The 18,055-nt window shown below is 39.1% G+C and carries 13 protein-coding genes and 1 pseudogene; 5 read left to right on the forward strand and 9 right to left on the reverse strand.

Annotated elements, in window-relative coordinates:
• A partial coding sequence (locus tag AB7E53_RS05795) for a tetratricopeptide repeat protein (protein ID WP_446774686.1) occupies window positions 1-1,216 on the reverse strand: 1,216 nt, incomplete at its 3' end.
• 871 nt (window positions 1,217-2,087) lie between these two features.
• Between AB7E53_RS05795 and hisG the strand changes: the two genes are divergently transcribed.
• From hisG to AB7E53_RS05820, 5 genes are all read left to right on the forward strand, one after another.
• Window positions 2,088-2,939, forward strand: coding sequence for an ATP phosphoribosyltransferase (hisG, locus tag AB7E53_RS05800; RefSeq protein ID WP_179399272.1), 852 nt, complete (start codon window positions 2,088-2,090; stop codon window positions 2,937-2,939).
• 11 nt (window positions 2,940-2,950) lie between these two features.
• Window positions 2,951-4,231 carry a histidinol dehydrogenase gene (hisD, locus tag AB7E53_RS05805; protein ID WP_446774688.1) on the forward strand — a complete coding sequence of 427 codons (1,281 nt, stop codon included), beginning with the start codon at window positions 2,951-2,953 and terminating at the stop codon, window positions 4,229-4,231.
• Between the two features lie 88 nt (window positions 4,232-4,319).
• Window positions 4,320-5,360, forward strand: coding sequence for a histidinol-phosphate transaminase (gene hisC / locus AB7E53_RS05810; RefSeq protein WP_446774690.1), 1,041 nt, complete (start codon window positions 4,320-4,322; stop codon window positions 5,358-5,360).
• Complete coding sequence (gene hisB / locus AB7E53_RS05815) at window positions 5,357-6,484, forward strand: bifunctional histidinol-phosphatase/imidazoleglycerol-phosphate dehydratase HisB (RefSeq protein WP_446774692.1); 1,128 nt, start codon at window positions 5,357-5,359, stop codon at window positions 6,482-6,484. Before hisC ends, hisB begins: the two co-directional genes overlap by 4 nt.
• A 179-nt stretch (window positions 6,485-6,663) precedes the next feature.
• On the forward strand, window positions 6,664-7,065 hold the full coding sequence (locus AB7E53_RS05820; RefSeq protein ID WP_350455843.1) for a lipocalin-like domain-containing protein: 402 nt from the start codon (window positions 6,664-6,666) through the stop codon (window positions 7,063-7,065).
• Here the strand turns inward: AB7E53_RS05820 and AB7E53_RS05825 are convergent.
• The 8 genes and pseudogenes from AB7E53_RS05825 to AB7E53_RS05860 all read right to left on the reverse strand — a co-directional run.
• Window positions 7,062-8,522 (reverse strand): hypothetical protein, encoded by a 1,461-nt coding sequence (locus AB7E53_RS05825; protein WP_446774693.1) that lies wholly within the window; start codon window positions 8,520-8,522, stop codon window positions 7,062-7,064. The two genes, AB7E53_RS05820 and AB7E53_RS05825, sit on opposite strands and share 4 nt — an antisense overlap.
• A 45-nt stretch (window positions 8,523-8,567) precedes the next feature.
• Entirely contained in the window at window positions 8,568-10,379 is a 1,812-nt protein-coding gene (locus AB7E53_RS05830) for a DUF6057 family protein (protein WP_446774695.1), read from the reverse strand.
• A gap of 15 nt (window positions 10,380-10,394) precedes the next feature.
• A complete protein-coding gene (locus AB7E53_RS05835; protein WP_446774697.1) occupies window positions 10,395-11,846 on the reverse strand; it encodes a TolB family protein in 1,452 nt (483 codons plus the stop codon).
• Window positions 11,843-13,591, reverse strand: a complete 1,749-nt coding sequence (locus AB7E53_RS05840) for a DUF6057 family protein (RefSeq protein ID WP_446774699.1) — start codon at window positions 13,589-13,591, stop codon at window positions 11,843-11,845. The genes AB7E53_RS05835 and AB7E53_RS05840 overlap by 4 nt, the downstream gene beginning before the upstream one ends.
• A gap of 47 nt (window positions 13,592-13,638) precedes the next feature.
• Window positions 13,639-14,238: a DUF4369 domain-containing protein gene (locus tag AB7E53_RS05845; protein WP_350455838.1), complete on the reverse strand. Its 600-nt coding sequence runs from the start codon at window positions 14,236-14,238 to the stop codon at window positions 13,639-13,641.
• An 89-nt stretch (window positions 14,239-14,327) separates the two neighbouring features.
• Window positions 14,328-15,158, reverse strand: coding sequence for a hypothetical protein (locus tag AB7E53_RS05850; RefSeq protein ID WP_446774701.1), 831 nt, complete (start codon window positions 15,156-15,158; stop codon window positions 14,328-14,330).
• A 34-nt stretch (window positions 15,159-15,192) separates the two neighbouring features.
• The gene (locus AB7E53_RS05855) at window positions 15,193-16,950 is read right to left on the reverse strand and encodes a RagB/SusD family nutrient uptake outer membrane protein (protein ID WP_079681838.1); all 1,758 of its coding nucleotides are present in this window, start codon (window positions 16,948-16,950) and stop codon (window positions 15,193-15,195) included.
• Between the two features lie 14 nt (window positions 16,951-16,964).
• A pseudogene (locus AB7E53_RS05860) lies at window positions 16,965-18,055 on the reverse strand (SusC/RagA family protein); the annotation flags it as partial.

Consider the following 18,055-nt stretch of genomic DNA (forward strand, 5'->3'; position numbering starts at 1 on the left):
AGTCAATCAACTTGTTTACACTTTCTCTTAATTGAGATTCTTTTCTTCGTTTAAACGTAAAGAAGATGTAAACAAATGCAATTGTCAGAAGCAAGCTTCCTGATAGTATAAGATAGAAATTACTCCATGCCCTGGACTTTTCCAATAATATTACATTTTTCTCGTTCTCCAGTTTTTCATTATCATATTTAGCCACAACCTCCGCCAAGGCTTCAGCACTACTTATATTACGAATAGAGTCCTGATATGTATAAGATAATTTATATGCATCTATAGATTTATTTAAATTCCCGGCATCTTCTTCTATTTTAGCCAAAATCATGTAATAGCCAGTTTTTGTATATAATGAACTGCTATTTTTACATTGATTTAAATAAAGCCTTGCAGAATCCAACTGATTAACTTTCCTATATGCATCAGATACACCCAAATTAATCTCTTCATTTTTTATAATATTAGGATCAGTATACAAAGACTTGCGGATATAGTAAAGAGAGCTATCTGACATATGTCTAGCGTCATACATAAGAGATATTTCATAATACATCAAGGATTCAACACTTTTATTTTGATACCTGTCAGCTATGCTAAGTGCTTCATTAAAATATTGCATCGATTTATCATATCGTTTCAACAAATAATTAGAACGTGCAATATCTCTTAATATAAAATAGGCCGATGCTGTGTCTTTCGACTGAAGTAACGATCCATATGCTTTTACATTCCAGTCCAATGCTTCATTATATAATTCTCTGTAAAAGGAAAGTTTTGCTAAATGATTATATATCAAAGCCTGCAATCTATACTCGGTTGTTTTATTGGCCATTGTTTCGGCTTTTTTATAGCTAAGAGCCGACTTTTCCACTTCACGTATATCATCATAAATTCGTCCTTGATAATAGTAAGCTTTAGCTTTCATCAAGGGGTCATCTTCTTTTTCAAAAAAGGCTACGACCGTATTAATCAGTGAATCTGAAGTATGAACAATGTAATTTTTATCGCGCGCTTCAATTAAACATAAATTATAAGTAGCTTTTAATTTGGCAGGCAGATGCTCTACCCCTTTCAGTCCTTCGAGGATTAACAAAGCACTATCCGGACGTTCAAGCATTAATGCCTGAGCCTTACTTATCTCATCCGGGATAGGATAATTTTTATTACAAGAAAATAGAAAAGACATAACCAAAACAAATGTGATGGCAACAATTGGAATCATTCTGCTAGCGTTCATAGGTAAATAGTCAAAAGCCGGATTCAAAATAAACCAGGCTTAGTTAAATAACTTTTTGAAATAAAAATCAAAAATACATTTAAATCCTTTACAACGGAGAAAACTCATTTAAAATTAGTGATTTCAGCTAGTAGATAAACAATTCATACATTTTTTTATTAATAATACCTATTACTAATGCCCTGATGAATTTTGTCTGCTGAATAACATATAATCTTCCTTATTGGGACGTATCCTACTGTTAATATGTAATGTCATTTGAAGTAAATTACTTTTATCGGAACATCCTATTTTCTAAATTCAGATTTAAATTACAAAAGATGGAAACAAAACCTTATATTTTTTGAATATACGTTATTGACTAAAAAAAGGTTCTTATACCTACGAAATACTGGCTAAAGATGAATAATAAAGTCTTCATTTAATGGGCATCAAATTATAGTTACTTTTGATTGTATAACTCATAACATTTTCTCCAAAAAGTATATACATTTTTTAAAAAATGTCCCGACATTTTTCACGGCAGATTAAATCATTAATCTTTAAAGAATAAAAGCATGCCTTAAGTCCCCGTAAACTCTCTATAAACTCATAAAATGGTATCTCCTATAAATAATTTGTAATATTTTATCATATAATATTGCAGATTCAAGAATTATTGTAATTTTGTAGCGTAATCAATCAGAAATATGAAACTGAATACAATGCATCATCATCACCATCATTACAACGGACAATAGTTCGGTGGGCTGTTTTGGTGTCTAAAAGGTGCATTAAAAATAATAAAGTGAAGGCTTACCGTTCAAGGTAAGCCTTTTTTTGTCGGTATATAGGTATTAATTTAAAAAACAGACATATGTTACGAATTGCAGTACAATCAAAAGGAAGGTTGTTTGAAGAAACAATGATGCTTCTTGAAGAAGCTGGTATAAAACTGAATAAAGGGAAACGTACCTTGTTACTTTCGGCAAAGGGATTTCCGGTCGAAGTACTTTTCTTGCGCGATGATGATATACCACAATCGGTGGCTAACGGAGTAGCGGATATTGGTATCGTTGGAGAGAACGAGTACATCGAAAAAGGAGCGGAAGCTCTATTGATTAAACGCTTGGGATTTAGCAAATGCAGATTATCTTTAGCTATACCGAAAGATGAAGAATATAAAGGAATCGAGTGGTTTAATGGAAAAACCATTGCAACCTCCTACCCCGAAATTCTGAAGGACTATTTGAGACAAAAGCAAGTCAAGGCCGAATTACATGTTATCAGTGGATCCGTGGAAATAGCTCCTGGCATTGGTTTGGCAGATGCAATTTTCGATATTGTAAGTTCTGGAAGTACATTGGTGAGCAATCAATTAAAGGAAGTAGATGTAGTAATGCAAAGCGAAGCCCTTCTTATCGCAAACAGCGAACTTACCGATTCAAAAAAAGAAATTCTGGATGAGCTGATTTTCCGTTTCGAAGCCATTCAAACAGCTGAAGGGAAAAAATATGTACTGCTAAATGCTCCGGAAAATAAATTAAAGGAAATAATCGAAATCCTCCCCGGGATGAAGAGCCCTACTGTAACTCCGTTAGCCGAAGAGGGATGGGTATCCATACAATCTGTAATTGCTGAAAAGCACTTCTGGGAGATAATAGGCAAGCTGAAAGCTCTAGGAGCTGAAGGTATACTGGTTATTCCGATTGAAAAAATGATTTTATAAACGATGGTAGTATGGAAATTATAAAATACCCCAATCCGGATGAATGGAATAAACTTATAAAACGTCCGGCTCTGGATGTAAGTTCGTTGTTCGGTACCGTTCAAAAAGTTTTAGATGAAGTACATACCCAAGGCGACGAAGCCGTAAAAAAATATGGGGAGCAATTCGATAAAGTTAAAATATCAGATTTGTTGGTAAGTGAAACTGAGATAAACGAAGCTGAGACCTTGGTGAATGCTGAATTAAAAGAGGCTATTCTTATTGCTAAAAACAACATTGAAAAGTTTCACGAAGCACAAAAATTTAACGGTAATCGTATTGAAACCACAACCGGAGTAACCTGTTGGCAAAAGGCTGTTGCCATTGAAAAAGTAGGATTATATATTCCCGGAGGTAGCGCACCACTGTTTTCGACGGTTCTCATGTTAGCTATTCCAGCAAAGATTGCAGGTTGTAAAGAGATTGTATTGTGCTCGCCACCCAATAAGGAAGGGAAGCTACATCCGGCAATATTGTATGCAGCTAAAATAGCTGATGTCAGCATTATTGCCAAAGTCGGAGGTATACAAGCAATTGCGGCTATGGCCTATGGAACAGAGTCTGTACCTAAAGTATACAAGATTTTTGGCCCAGGAAATCAATATGTTACCGCAGCAAAACAGCTGGTTAGCCTAAAGGAAGTCGCGATCGACATGCCGGCAGGACCTTCGGAAGTTGAAGTTATAGCCGATAAAAATGCCAATCCGGAGTTTATTGCAGCCGATTTTCTATCGCAGGCTGAACATGGTCCTGATAGTCAGGCTATACTTGTTACCACATCCGAAGAAATTGTAGAACCTGTTGTAAAAGCTGTTCAGGAACAATTGGAGAAATTACCTCGCAAAGAGATTACTGAGAAAGCGCTTTTGCACAGCCGTATAATCGTGTTGAAAGACGATGCCGAAGTAATTCGTTTCACCAATCAGTATGCTCCAGAACACCTGATTATACAAACAAATAATTATGACTTCATAGCAGATCAGATTACCAATGCAGGAAGTGTTTTTATGGGTGCGTATACTCCTGAAAGTGCCGGCGACTATGCTTCGGGAACCAATCATACGTTGCCGACTAATGGTTATGCCCGTTCTTACAGCGGTGTAAATCTGGATAGTTTCATCAAAAAAATCACCTTTCAGGAAATTACAAAAGAGGGAATAAGAAATTTAGGTAATACCATTGAGGTAATGGCTGCTGGAGAACAACTGGATGCACACCGTAATGCGGTAACTATAAGACTCAGTAGTTTATGAAAAGAGTAAACGCACCATTAACGAAGTCGACGGTCATGCATAGAATAAGTTTCGTACCTCATACCTTTCAATTATAAATTATATACGTATGAAAGAGTTAAAAGAATTAGTTCGCCCCAATGTATGGAATTTAAAACCTTATTCATCAGCAAGAGATGAATTCCATGGTGAAGCCTCCGTTTTTCTGGATGCTAACGAAAATCCATATAATGCCCCCTATAATCGTTATCCGGATCCTATGCAGTGGAAAGTGAAAGAACGCATTGCTGAAATTAAAAAGGTGGATGTAAAAAACATTCTATTGGGTAACGGAAGCGACGAACCCATCGATTTATTGATAAGAGCTTTCTGCGAACCCGCCAGAGACTGTATTCTGGCCATCGATCCTACCTACGGGATGTATAAAGTTGCCGCAGATGTGAATAATGTACCCTATATTCCGGTACTACTTGATGAACAGTTTCAGTTTAAGGCCGAAAATCTGTTATCGCACAACGAGGCACCTGCTGCCAAACTTTTATTTCTTTGCTCACCTAACAACCCAACCGGAAACAGTCTGAATCGGGAGGAGATTCGCAAAGTGCTCGTTGGATTCGGAGGTATCGTAGTGGTGGATGAAGCCTACATTGATTTCTCTTCGGAACCTTCGTTCTTGAGTGAGCTTAGCACTTATCCTAATTTAGTGGTGTTGCAAACTTTATCAAAAGCTTGGGGAAGTGCAGGTATACGTTTAGGAATGGCCTTTGCCACTCCCGAAATTATAGCTGTACTGAATAAGATAAAGTACCCATATAATATCAACCAGCTTTCTCAGAAATATGCAATTGATCTGTTGGAGAATCCATCCAAGGTAAACGAATGGGTCGAAGTATTACTTAAGGAAAGAGAAAAACTTATTAGCAGGCTCAGTCTTCTTCCTATTGTAAAGAAGATTTACCCAACCGATGCCAATTTTGTATTAGTACAGGTAGAAGACGCAAACAAGCTCTACAACCACCTTGTCGAACAAGGAGTTATAGTACGAAACCGCACCAATATTGCCTTATGTTTGGGCTGTTTGCGCATTACTGTGGGTACTCCTGTAGAAAATGAGACTTTAATTGAATCGCTAAAAAAAGCCGCAATATGAAAAGAGCCCTATTTATAGATAGAGATGGTACGCTGGTGGTTGAGCCTCCTGTCGATTATCAGCTGGACAGCTTGGAAAAGCTGGAATTTTATCCTAAAATTTTCAGGAATCTATATTTCATCCGCAAAAAGCTGGACTTCGAATTTGTGATGGTCAGCAATCAGGATGGCTTGGGTACTACATCCTTTCCGGAAGAGACTTTCTGGCCTGCGCAAAACAAACTTATGAAAGCATTGGAAGGTGAAGGCATCACATTCGACGATTTGTTGTTTGATCCGTCAATGCCCGAAGAGAACTCACCCAACCGGAAACCTCGTACCGGAATGTTACATAAGTACATGGATGGTTCGTACGACCTGACTAACAGCTTTGTGATTGGAGACAGGCTGACCGATGTGGAGTTGGCTAAAAACTTAGGTGCGAAAGCAATCTGGCTATACGATGGAGAAGATGCTGATCAGCAATTGAAAGCCAGAGATCTTGAGGCTTGTTGTGTTTTATGTACGGGTGACTGGAATAAAATCACTGAGTTTCTTTTTGCTGGAGAAAGAAGAGCTGTTATCAAGCGAACCACGCGCGAAACAGATATTTATGTTGAAGTAAATCTGGATGGAAAAGGTAAAACAGACATAGCTACCGGATTGGGATTTTTTGATCATATGCTTGATCAGATCGGCAAACATGCCGGGATAGATCTTACTATTAAAGTGAAAGGCGATCTTGAAGTTGACGAACACCATACCATTGAGGACACGGCAATTGCATTAGGGGAAGCTTTATTAAAATCGCTTGGAGATAAAAGGGGAATTGAACGTTATGGATATTGTCTGCCTATGGATGACTGTTTCTGTACGGTTGCCTTAGACTTTGGAGGTCGTCCCTGGCTTGTATGGGATGCAACATTCAATAGGGAAAAGATTGGAGACATGCCAACCGAAATGTTTCTTCATTTTTTCAAATCCCTAAGTGACGCAGCCCGAATGAATCTCACAATCAAAGCCGAAGGTCAGAATGAGCATCATAAAATAGAAGGTATATTCAAAGCATTGGCCAGATCAATAAAGATGGCCATCCGTAGGGATATATTTAACTACGAACTTCCTTCCACCAAAGGAGTTCTTTAATTGAACGTAGGCTGTAAAGCTATTAATCCCGGGGATATGACAAATTCCCGGGATTTTTGCTTCTGCTTAATCTGGTGCAATCGTATATTTATTAAGCAGCATTACCCCTGCATTTTCCATATTCGTGATAGAATATGCTTATTTTTATCTAAATTTGTACTTCACAAAATTATAAACTAATGAAAAAAATAGCCCTATCCGCCATAGCCTTACTACTTTTGAGTGCTTGCGGACAAGAATTAAATACTCCCCTGGAAGGGAAATGGCAAATGCAACAGGTTGAATCCGATGGACAGGTAACGACTGTAGATACAATCTATTTCAACTTTCAAAATACTCTTTTTATGTATCAGATTTACAGTCCCAAGTCTGATAGTTTCCGGTCGGAGTATGGATTCAACAACATGCCGGACAACAACTCGATTGTTATCGAGCTTACCGACAATCCTGTACCTGTTGCCAGTTTTTTACCCTTTACTGATTGGACAGAAGCTACACGTCACTACAGTGTTGAGAAAGTCGACCGCAAACAATTAATTCTTAAAGCCGACAATAAAAAATACACCTTCCGCAAGTTTTAATTGGCCGGTTTCACCTGTTTGCGTTCAGGCTTCATTGCTGCCGCAGCCAGGTCGCGGGGATTGACTTCCACAGGTCCTGTTACAAATTCCGGAAGATTATATGAATAAAAACTGCGTATATATTCTTCCGGATCCTTTTGCGGTAAAAGAAATGGCTTTCCAATCTTTCCATTCGAATCAATGTTCGCAATAAAAGGACGGGTATAAAGTCCGTCAATCCGTCGGCTACTAAACACAAACCAGCGTGAGTTACTGCTCCAGTTGTGATAACTTTCCACATCACTGCTGTTGACTTCGGTTAGAGAACGTGAAATTCCTGTATTTAGATCGACCAACCATAAATCGGCCTCCTTATGCCATATGGAAAAGTTTCCATAATCAGACATGGTAAACATTATATACTTTCCATCGTATGATGGTCTTGGAAAAGATACGCTCTTACCCATAGCTTCGGCAGCAACCAGAGTATCTACTTTATTTCCGAAAGTCCGTGAAACGGGATCAAACGATACACTACACAAATTATAACGTATCTGATTGTATTCTTCGGGAATCGGACGCGCAGCTGCTGTACAGAAGAAAAGAGTTTTGCCATCTGCTGAAAAAGAGGGAAAAGTCTCGAACGACTCTTTACTACTTAATTGGGGACAACTTACCATTTCGTTGTTAACAATATCATAAACAAAGACATCCGACTCCAAATCGATTACCTCCACACGCTTTTCATCTCTTGCATGAAAGCCTTGCTGGGTTTTATTTGTCGAAAAAGCAATATATTTTTCAGATGAATGCCAGTATGTATATTGTGCATTACCAATCATTTTATCCGTTTTAGTTGCAAGCATTTCAATCGATCCGTTCTGCACCAATGCTGTAGCCCCATTTGCTCCCCGGATATGCAGACTCATCTTATGAGGATTATTCTGCGGAAATGTATGGCAGTTCATACAATTAGGAGCCATCAGTTTATTATCCAGAATAGTAGATTGTTTAGCCGTACTTAAACAGGTTTCATAGATTCCCATCTTACTCCAGACTTCATATCCCGGAGCAATCAGTCGGTATACCAAGCCATAATCAATCGAATCGGGCGAAATATAGATGGCAAAAGGAAGATACTGCCTCCATTTACCCTCTGATTTGACCGAAACTGTAATTTGCAGACTATCTCCTATGTTATCCTGAACAATGGAACTCCAGTCCGACGGAGGAAAGGCTGCAACCTTGTCCGACTGAATATGTAAGCCTCCCTTCTTTCCGGAAATAGTTACATCAATCTTATCATACGGGATTGAGAGGACAAAATTAAGAGGGGCAATGCTGGCCGGGACTGTCACTCCTGTGTAATCCGGAAAAACAGGTGGTATAACATTCAGTTTTTCCGGATTAATTACCTGCTCACCACAACTTGTAAAAAGTAACAGATATAGAATCATCCATGTATATATAGTTTTCATCTTCTTTTATGGTTTAAATTAGTAGATAAAAGGCGTGATATAGCGTCAATGCATTTGCCTGAATTCTTCGTTTCTCTTAATAATATTTTTGTATCTGTAATGGAAATAATACCAGTAAGTATCAGCAAACTCCTTTTCAAGATACATCTGGGCATCCTCTCTTGTTGTATAGATGCCTGCATATGTCTGCATCCGTTTTTTTACCTCATTATTGACTGGGAAAGGTGTCTGGCTCAGATCCGTCGATTGCAATCCCCATACATATAAAGCCGCTTCCTGATAACTGATCGGCATCGACTTATAACCTATCTCTTTCCCTAAGTCGACATACTGCATAAAATGTGGTAAATCTTTATTCAGCAGGCAATAGCCCATCAGATATTCGTATGCCATCCGGTTCGTCGGCTCTTGTTGAATAAGCATTCCTAATATCATATCCAGCTGATTCCCATCAAATAAGAAATCTTCTTTAGGTCTGAATTTTCTAATTCTTCCCCATTCCGGATGATTGTTGATCCGATCTTCATCTCCTAAATAGGCAAGCGTTTCGGTAGCCCAATCTTTATAGAAAAAAGTATTTTGGAGTATGAGCAGGTACTTTCTGGAAACTTCATAAGAGCCGTTTATTAAATTCGTTTCGGCCAACCGTTTCAAACAGCGGGCGCTTTTTTGATAATCGGGAATAGCCTCCATTCCTTCAAATGCAAAACGCTGTGCTGTATTTGTCAATCCAAGATAGTAATAAACCTCCCCGACCATCATAGGCAAGAAATAGTCCCTATCAAATTGCGGAATCAACCCCTCACTCCCATTCTGAATAAAATGAAACATCTTATCCCCTAATAGTCCCTTCTGACTAAGGGCCAGATTAAGACTTGCTACTGCAAGCGGATTAGCTGGGGCATCTTTTTCGGCCAAAGCCACTGCCTTATCCCATTGTTTGGTCCGAATAAAGTAGTCGTATGTCATTACCTCCTCGGCGATGCGATTGTAAGAACCTGCTACCAGATACGCAGCTCCGCCCCACACAAGAAAAAGCGAAGAGATATAAAATGGTAAACTCTTCTTTCCATCCATCACACTCTTTGGCAAAAAAGCATACAAAAGCATTACTAAAAACGTCAACGCCCATAACAGCAGGATTCCAAAAGGCAGATAAATAAGATAACGATAATAACCGTATCCGATAAAAACCTGCATTGATGGAAGAAGAACCAGGTAGTTTTTAGCGATAAGTGGCGAAATAAGCATTAAAATTAGATATCCTGCACCAATCCACCAGACCGACACTCTATTTTCAGTGGGACGAGTAAGTTCAAATACAATCATGATCAGAGGCATTAGTACCGCAGTACCTCCTGCAAGCCAATAAGTAATTGGGATGAAAATCATCGTAGCAATGATACGTACTACAGGCGAACTGATTTTAGTAAGTACCCAAACCAACTGAAGCGTAAGAATTAATGCAACCAATCCCCCAAGCATATAATTTTCGTCACATAGAAGGGCCCATAAAAAAAGAGGGGGAACAAATGTAAATGGTTCAAGATTTGGATTCCTCTTTATACGGAAAGCAACCCATTTTACCATTAGTTGCAAGCGTACCATAAGTAGCGCCATTAATACGGGTCCTACCCACGGTAAATAGAAAAACTGGGTAATGAACTGACTCAAGAATGCCGTAAACCCGGAAGGAATAGAGATTGATTCTATAAAATACGGCACAGTAAACTGAAATAACTGCAGCTGTTCCTGGAAATGCAGGTGATTTGCATAGAAAAAGGCATAAAAAATAAAGACAACAACTCCAAGTAAGAGTGTTAGCATCCCGTTGGCATTTCTTAATAGTATCTTCATTCGAATAATTTTTATTTACTTCATCTCATCCGTCGGTAAATTAAAATAGGCATCTTCTACATCCATTGCACCGAAAGATACACCATCTTTCGATAATTCGGGTATATTAAATGAAATAAGTGTATAATCGTAATAAGCCGGATCTTTCTGAGGCAGAACAAATGGTTTACTGGCTACTCCGTTGTTATCTATATATGAAAAATAGGGCTTTCCATATATTCCGTTGTCGCGTTTGCTTGCAAAAACAAACCACCGGCTTTCGGACGACCAGCTATGATATGAATCCGAATACCAGGCGTTTACTTGTTTAAGGGAATCAACACCTCCTGTTTTCAAGTCAAGCATACGCAAGTCAGTTTCATTGTGCCAAATCGGGAAAGTGCCATAATCTGATACACAGAAAAGCAGAAAACGTCCGTTTGGAGAAACCTTGGGGAAGCTGACCGATTGTTGCAGACTATTTGCAGAGAGAATGGTGTCAATCTTATTGCCAAATTTACCGCTTTTTTCATCAAAGTCGATTCGCATCAGGCTGTAACGAAGTGAACGGATGCTGTCGGGTAAAGGCAACTGAGGAGCTGCACAATAGTAAACCGACTTTCCATCTGCCGAGAACACAGGAAAAGTTTCCAATGTCTGATCCCCTGAAACCAATAAGGATGTATTTACACTGTTTTTATCAAAATCGAGAATAACCAGATCTGATGCGGTATCATATACTTCCAGACGTTCGGAGCGATAGGCATGAAATTCCGGAATTATTGTATTTTGCGAGAAGACACCAAAGCGTCCTGAAGGATGGAAGGCCCCATAAACCGCCGGAGCAAAGCTATTGACTCCTTTTGTATTTAATTTTCGAAGTTTTCCATTCCTATTCAGAATTGTTCCTCCCTTTTTCCCCCTTAAATGAAAAAGGGAAACATCCTTCTGATGTTGATTGTAAATGTGGCAATTCATGCAAGATCCATCGGTCAGATTATTATCCGCCAATACTTTTTCAGAAAAATTCTCCAGATTCCGCTGACATATCTGAATTTTATTCCACACCTCGTATCCTGGTTCAATCCTTCGGTAACTCAAATACGAATCAATTTTATGGATAGATACTTTCCATTTAAACGCAGCATAACGATACCACTTCCCATCTTTTTCAACTGTAACCTCAACTGTTATATCATTCCCTTTTTCGGACTCTAATAATGATCTCCATTTCCTTTCGGGGAATTGTATCTTTTCATTTCCGTATACGACAAAAGATGTATTTTTCCCCTTAACAGAAACTTCGACAGATTGCGGCTTATTTCGTAATAAGAAATTTAAGGGAGCTATGTTATACGGGATAGTAATATTGGTATAATCTGGATAGATCGGTGGCATTCCATCAATCTTCTGTATCTCAGACGGACGGTTACATCCCGACTGAATGATAAGCAGTAACAAAAGTAAGTAGTATATAATATGCTTCATTTTGTATCCATTTTTGCAAAGTGAAAATAAAACCAGTAACTCTTTCCAAATTTTGCCTGCAACAACTCCCCTCGTCCGTTACTTTGCTCGTATAATCTTGTATACTCGGCAAATTCACGAATCATATCCGGAGATATTCCGTAAGATTGAACCTCTTTATCCGTTGCTTTGGAGTTAAGAAGACTTATCAGCAATGCCTCTCCATAAATCCGGGGTAACACAGGAGAAGTATCTTTTACATAGCGGTTATAGGTATTGGTAAAAGACCGGATATCTTTCGATAACAAATGATAGCATAACAGATAGTCGACCGCCATTTTATTAGCCGGATTACTTGAGGCCAGAAGATTTAATGATGCAAGATAATCGGTCGAACTACGCAGCGTGTCACGTTTCGGAATCATGCTTCGTTTCTCTTTCAGCCAGGCATCTGTTGAGGCAATCAATGTATCGGCATCAAGGATCTGCAAACGCTTCTTAGCCCATGCACGATGGAAAAGAGTAGGTTCAAGCATTCTTAAATATTTACGTGCTGCCTCTTTCTCTCCGTTAATCATGTTGATTTCTGCCAATCGTTTGATAAGACGAGAGCTTCTGTTATTTGGAGAGAAAATCATTCCCAGCATAGAAGAATGTTGTGCCATATTCATATCCCCAAGATAAAAGAACACCTCATTGCTAAAGAAGATCGTTAGAGGAGAAGCATTCGGGTTTACGGGTAAAAACAGTCCGTCTGTAGCAGGCTGATAAAACTCCAGGATGTGGTCCGGAAGCTGACCGTAGCGAGCCAATGCCAGATTTATATAATAAGTTGCGATATTATCATTTAGATTATAAGAAGAAGCCTGGTTCAAAACCTTCGACCAGTTCCCAAAATACGCCTCACTGTCAAGCGAAAGGATCTTTTCTCTGTGAAAATTTGCTCTGGATAGTACACCTCCTATCAACAATATAAGTTGTAATCCAAAAAGGAAAGGAGTATATCTGATATCGGAAGTGTATATTCTAACCTCCCGGGAAGACATGCCACCAGCAAGCATTATTATTAAAAGAGGTGGCACAAATGCCATAAATTCTCTATGAGGATAGATATATGCCTGTTCGATAGTCAACAGATAATGAGAGCGCAATAAAAACGGAATCAAAATACCCGTAAAAAGAATTACGTATGCTAATAAGTTCAATTTCTCTTTTCTGATAGAATCTGTCAGCAAAAGTAATAGGTTAAATGTAAACAATCCACTTCCCAGCAATGCATACAAAATGGGTTGAAGAAGAATCGCAACCAGAAATGCGATAAATCGTTTTTTAATTGTGGCGTAAAGCAAAAAAATAATTATACAAAGAATTACAGTAATAGTAGAAGACACGGAATACCCCAGCCCACAATGCAATACCCATTCTCCAATAATGGGAAAGAAAGCATAAAGCAACACATTCTTTTCTGCCCCCAATTTTCGCAACAGGCAAGCGATCAGCAGCCACTCCACACAAAGTAGCAAGGCTAAAACCAGAGCCCCTCCCCAGCGAAGATAAAAAAATTGGGTAAAGAAGTCGCCCAGATAAGAGGCTAGTGAAGCCGGTTTAGATAAATAAGAGATAAAATATTCGGAAGTAAACAAAAAAAGCTGTAGCTGTTCTTTAATAAACAGATGATACGGATAAAAAAATTGAAAGAAAGCTATACATAGTATAGCAAACATCATTACAGATCCAGCTTTGATAAGTACTTCCTTTTTTGTCATGAATAATTTTCATTTTAAAGTTACATACAACGGCCTTAGCATGTAATTTACAAGGAGTTTAATTCCTTTTTTTGTTCTGGGGTAAAGGAAAAACCGGTCATCTTATACACAAATTCACCTACAGCCGTATGCTTATATTGCTTTACAAAATTATAATTAAAATTGGAATATTCCTTATCGTACTTCATTTGAAGCTTTTTTAGTTCCTCTTTTTTAGATTCGTCGGCTTCAAGTAATTGCTGATTTATATTCGTATATGCAAAATCAGAGTTTCGTTTCTGTTCTTTCCACAATTGAAGGGCTTCATTCTGAGGAGTTCCCTTGGCAGAGCTCTCTGTATCAAGTATAACACTGATTGTTCCCGGTTCAGTAACAACAAGTAACTCCTGCAATTCCATTCGTAACAAAGGTCGGGTTCGTAATATACAAATTGAAGGGACTGAAGCATCCCCTTCGAATCTAAAAGCACCATCCTTTATCTGTACAGAATCAACCGTCTCAGCAGTAGCACCCTCAACCGGAACTAAATAAATAAATTCTCCATCGTAAGTTTTTCCTTTCAGCTTTCCTTCAATGATATACTTACTTTCGAAAGAAGCACAAGACAACATAAACAGAAGAGTGATAAAACAATATACCTTTTGCATAATACTACTTAAAGTTAATTGCACAAATTTATTAAGAGATAAAAGAGTGCAGGAAAACTCCTGCACTCTTCCAAATTATAAACAACCTATCATTCAGCTCTAAACATCCAGAACCATGCTGTACCCCAAGAACCTGCACCAGGCTCAGGATATGAAAGCACCATCTTCTGGTCATCCAGTTTCAGAATATCATACGAATAAACCGGACCGTTACCTTCATTGGGTGATTTACCACAAAGTACAGTAACATTCTTGGTTGTAAGTTTACCTTTTGCCCAAACAGCACCTCCGTCGTCTTTTGTAATAACTGACATATCAAAGACAAATGAACCTTTTGTGGACGAACCATCTGATTTGATTTTTGTCAAACCCGAACCATCAACCGCAAAAGTCATTTTTGCTCCGGCTCCTTCTCCGGCAGCCTGACCATCGATATCTGCCAAAGCAACTGTCCACCAGCCTGGAGATGTATTACCTTTATAACCTCCGTTACCCCAAACGGCGCTTAACGTATTATCCCATACCCAATTTTTCTCACCGGTACCGCACAGAATACCCCATTCCGGAGCAACATTGATAAGCGTATCAACTTGTACAGTCAATGTTTTTGTTATGTAGGTTCCATCGTGATTCAATCCGGTAAAAAATATTTCACGCTGACCGGCAAGCACCACCTGTACGGTTGTTTTTGTGCTTGTGGTAGTTCCGTTACCATAAAACCAGGAGGTCAACGTACCTACTCCATCGCTGTTTAAATCGATGTAGTTTGAATTTTTCCCGTCAACCACTTGAGGTGTAGCTGTTATATTCAATTGATCGGCTGTTATTGCTCCAGAAAGCACATCTCTGTCTTCCGCAGGATCACAAGCAACCATCAGTAATGAAGCAGCTAACATGGAATATATTAATGTCTTGTTCATAAGATTCTTATTAAGATTTAAATTTAACATTTTACTATTCATTCCAGCTTACAAAGACTGCAGAAGCATCCCATCCGGCATTTTGTTTCAAAACACCATTAGATAGATCAATTTCAGATTGTGGAATAGGCATGAATCCCTTGGTTGCAGCGTAACGAGCTGCATAACCGGCACCTTGATTTTTCATCACAGTAGCTACACCGCGGTTCCAGATATCAGAACCTAACTGATTGCTAAGAGCCTGTTCTGCAATACCCCAACGTCTGATATCAGCCCAGCGAGTACCTTCAAATGCAAGCTCCCACCTACGTTCATTGCGTAAAGCTGTTTCAGAATAGGTAACTGCAGGAAGACCAGCACGGGCACGTACACGGTTCATTCCATCCGCAGTTTTGGTAATTTCTGAATGCATCAGAAGCACATCAGCAAAACGGATCACGTTCAAATCGATTTCATGACCAAGTTGGAAGTCGTCATCTGCCCCGTCTCCGTAGTAATCAGTTGAAGAAGTAAAGCTATTGAAGAGTGTTTTAATTGTACCATCAGCATTATATTCCTTAGCACCGGTTGTTGCAACAATTTTTTTCTGCCACAAACCAGTTTCTTCCATCTGTTTATCAGCTCCATAAATATAACCCTCTGTTTTGGATCCATCCAAAATAGATGCTTCTCTTCGTGGATCGTTAGGTTCAGCTGCCTGCCACTCTTTCCAAAGTTTCGGACTAACCGGACCAGCACCCCAACCCTGACCGAATGGGAATAGTTTCTTGTATTGATCAGCACCACCATGGCTACGGATTGCAAAATGCAACATATACTGATTCGAGTATCCGATTGTAGTACTCCAGTCAGCCAAATGAGAACATTTGATTGCAAAAACCTGTTCTGGATTTTCGCCATCCTTCACCCAATCCGGTGCATTTTTCACATAGGGATAATCTTTCTTAGAAAGTTTATTTGAATAAGGCCACAAACTACGATAATCGCTTACCAAACTATGTCCGCTATTATCAATACAATCTTTCAGAGCTGCAGCAACTTCGTCTTTGCCTATAGAACCTGATATAGTTCCATCTTCACCCATTAAAGGCAGAGACTCTTTACCATAGAAACCGGTATAGAACAAAAATACACGACCCAACAAAGCTTCTGCTGTCCATTTGGTTAAATGTCCTGCTCCAGAAACTGTTTCGTTCCATTTTTTATTTGGCATTATCTCGATTGCCTTCTTTAAATCGGCGGCAATGGATGCATAAATCTCATCGACGGGAGACTGTGCAGGATAAGCCTGTGCTTCAGCCACATTTTGGGGAACAGTTGTAATTAAAGGCACACTTCCGAACATTTCAACCAATTCATTATAGAAAAAAGCGCGAAGGGTTAAAGTTTCACCCATCATCTGATTTCTCATGGTTTCATTTGCAACCTTATCCAGGTTTGCGATGGCCATATTGGCACGGTTAATGCCTGAATAACGGTCTGTCCAGAAAGATTGGAAACGGTTGATGTTAGTATATAACAAGTGGTCCATCACCTGCATATCCTTATCATTCTCACCACCACCACCAAAACGGTCGTCCGAAGCCAGTTCCGACAAATAGAAATAGGTATTCTGGCAATTGGCTATTGGTTTATTTAAAGTAGCATAAACACCTGTAACCAGCTGAATCGCATCTTTTTCAGTAACGGGATAATTACCTGTTGTTTTCTTAGTGTAGCTTTCCGTATCCAAGAAACTTTCGCAACTTGTAAACAGTAGCGCAGAAGCGGCAATATATAATACTTTTTTCATATTTATTCTCTCATTTAAAATTTAAGATTTACACCTACCATATATGTTCTGGGGCTTGGATAGTAACCCAAATCAATACCAGAAACCCAACTCTTATCGTAGCCATAACCAATTTCCGGATCCATGCCCGAATAACCGGTAAATGTGAACAGGTTCTGAGCTGTTAAATACAAGCGTGCTTGTCCAAGAGGCATTGTTGGGAACAACTTCTTAAAGTCGTAGCCAATTGTAAGGTTCTGAATTTTCAGATAATCACCATCTTCAATATATATATCAGAAATATTCTGCCAGTTTGTATGGCTACCAGAAGTCAGACGAGGTAATTTATTGGAAGTACCTTCGCCAGTCCAACGGCCAAAGATGTCTGTAGTATAATTTTGTAAGGGAGAATCCGCAAAAGAACGGTACGATTTAGCGATCTGCTGACCGAAGGCACCTGCTCCAGTGATGTTCAAATCAAAACCTTTGTAAGAGAAATTAAGATTCAGACCCATGGTAAAGTCCGGATGCGGATTACCAATCTGTGTACGGTCGTCTTCTGTGATTTTTCCGTCATTGTTTGAATCAACAAAAATCAAGTCACCCGGCTGTGCTCCTGCATACTTAGCAGCAGTACCATCTACCTGACTCCAGTTCTGGAACACACCTGCTGTTTTGTAGCCATAGAAGTATCCGATCGGATATCCAACCTGGGCACGATACATTTCCGTTGTACCCTGACTTAATACGTTGGCATCTCCGTGAATAATACCCTCCGCATTGGCAATACGTGTTACCTCATTCTTATTGTGGGCAAAGTTTACAGTTGCACCGTAATTAAATTCGCCTACTTTATCATTCCAATTCAAGGCAACCTCAAAACCGCGGTTTTCGATATCTCCGCCATTCACTGCTGGAGGATTTAGCCCCCAAACTCCTGAAATCGGAGCTGTAACCAACCAGTCTTTGGTAGTTTTCACATACCAGTCGAAGGTCAAGCCTAGTCGAGAATTAAGGAAACGTGAATCAAGACCAAAGTTAAGCTGCTCAGAAGTCTCCCAAGTCACATCCGGATTAGCAAGAATATCCGCATAACCACCTACTGTCTGAACTTTCTTTCCTGAAT

Source organism: Macellibacteroides sp. (assembly GCF_050251695.1).
GTDB classification, from domain to species: domain Bacteria; phylum Bacteroidota; class Bacteroidia; order Bacteroidales; family Tannerellaceae; genus Macellibacteroides; species Macellibacteroides fermentans.

Excerpts from the sequence above, each read along its gene's own strand:
- AB7E53_RS05825 (WP_446774693.1), bottom strand. The coding sequence starts at position 8,522 with ATGAAAACTATATATACATGGATGATTCTATATCTGTTACTTTTTACA.
- AB7E53_RS05820 (WP_350455843.1), top strand. The coding sequence starts at position 6,664 with ATGAAAAAAATAGCCCTATCCGCCATAGCCTTACTACTTTTGAGTGCT.
- AB7E53_RS05830 (WP_446774695.1), bottom strand. The coding sequence starts at position 10,379 with ATGAAGATACTATTAAGAAATGCCAACGGGATGCTAACACTCTTACTT.
- AB7E53_RS05840 (WP_446774699.1), bottom strand. The coding sequence starts at position 13,591 with ATGACAAAAAAGGAAGTACTTATCAAAGCTGGATCTGTAATGATGTTT.
- hisC (WP_446774690.1), top strand. The coding sequence starts at position 4,320 with ATGAAAGAGTTAAAAGAATTAGTTCGCCCCAATGTATGGAATTTAAAA.
- AB7E53_RS05845 (WP_350455838.1), bottom strand. The coding sequence starts at position 14,238 with ATGCAAAAGGTATATTGTTTTATCACTCTTCTGTTTATGTTGTCTTGT.
- AB7E53_RS05855 (WP_079681838.1), bottom strand. The coding sequence starts at position 16,950 with ATGAAAAAAGTATTATATATTGCCGCTTCTGCGCTACTGTTTACAAGT.
- hisG (WP_179399272.1), top strand. The coding sequence starts at position 2,088 with ATGTTACGAATTGCAGTACAATCAAAAGGAAGGTTGTTTGAAGAAACA.
- hisD (WP_446774688.1), top strand. The coding sequence starts at position 2,951 with ATGGAAATTATAAAATACCCCAATCCGGATGAATGGAATAAACTTATA.
- AB7E53_RS05850 (WP_446774701.1), bottom strand. The coding sequence starts at position 15,158 with ATGAACAAGACATTAATATATTCCATGTTAGCTGCTTCATTACTGATG.
- hisB (WP_446774692.1), top strand. The coding sequence starts at position 5,357 with ATGAAAAGAGCCCTATTTATAGATAGAGATGGTACGCTGGTGGTTGAG.
- AB7E53_RS05835 (WP_446774697.1), bottom strand. The coding sequence starts at position 11,846 with ATGAAGCATATTATATACTACTTACTTTTGTTACTGCTTATCATTCAG.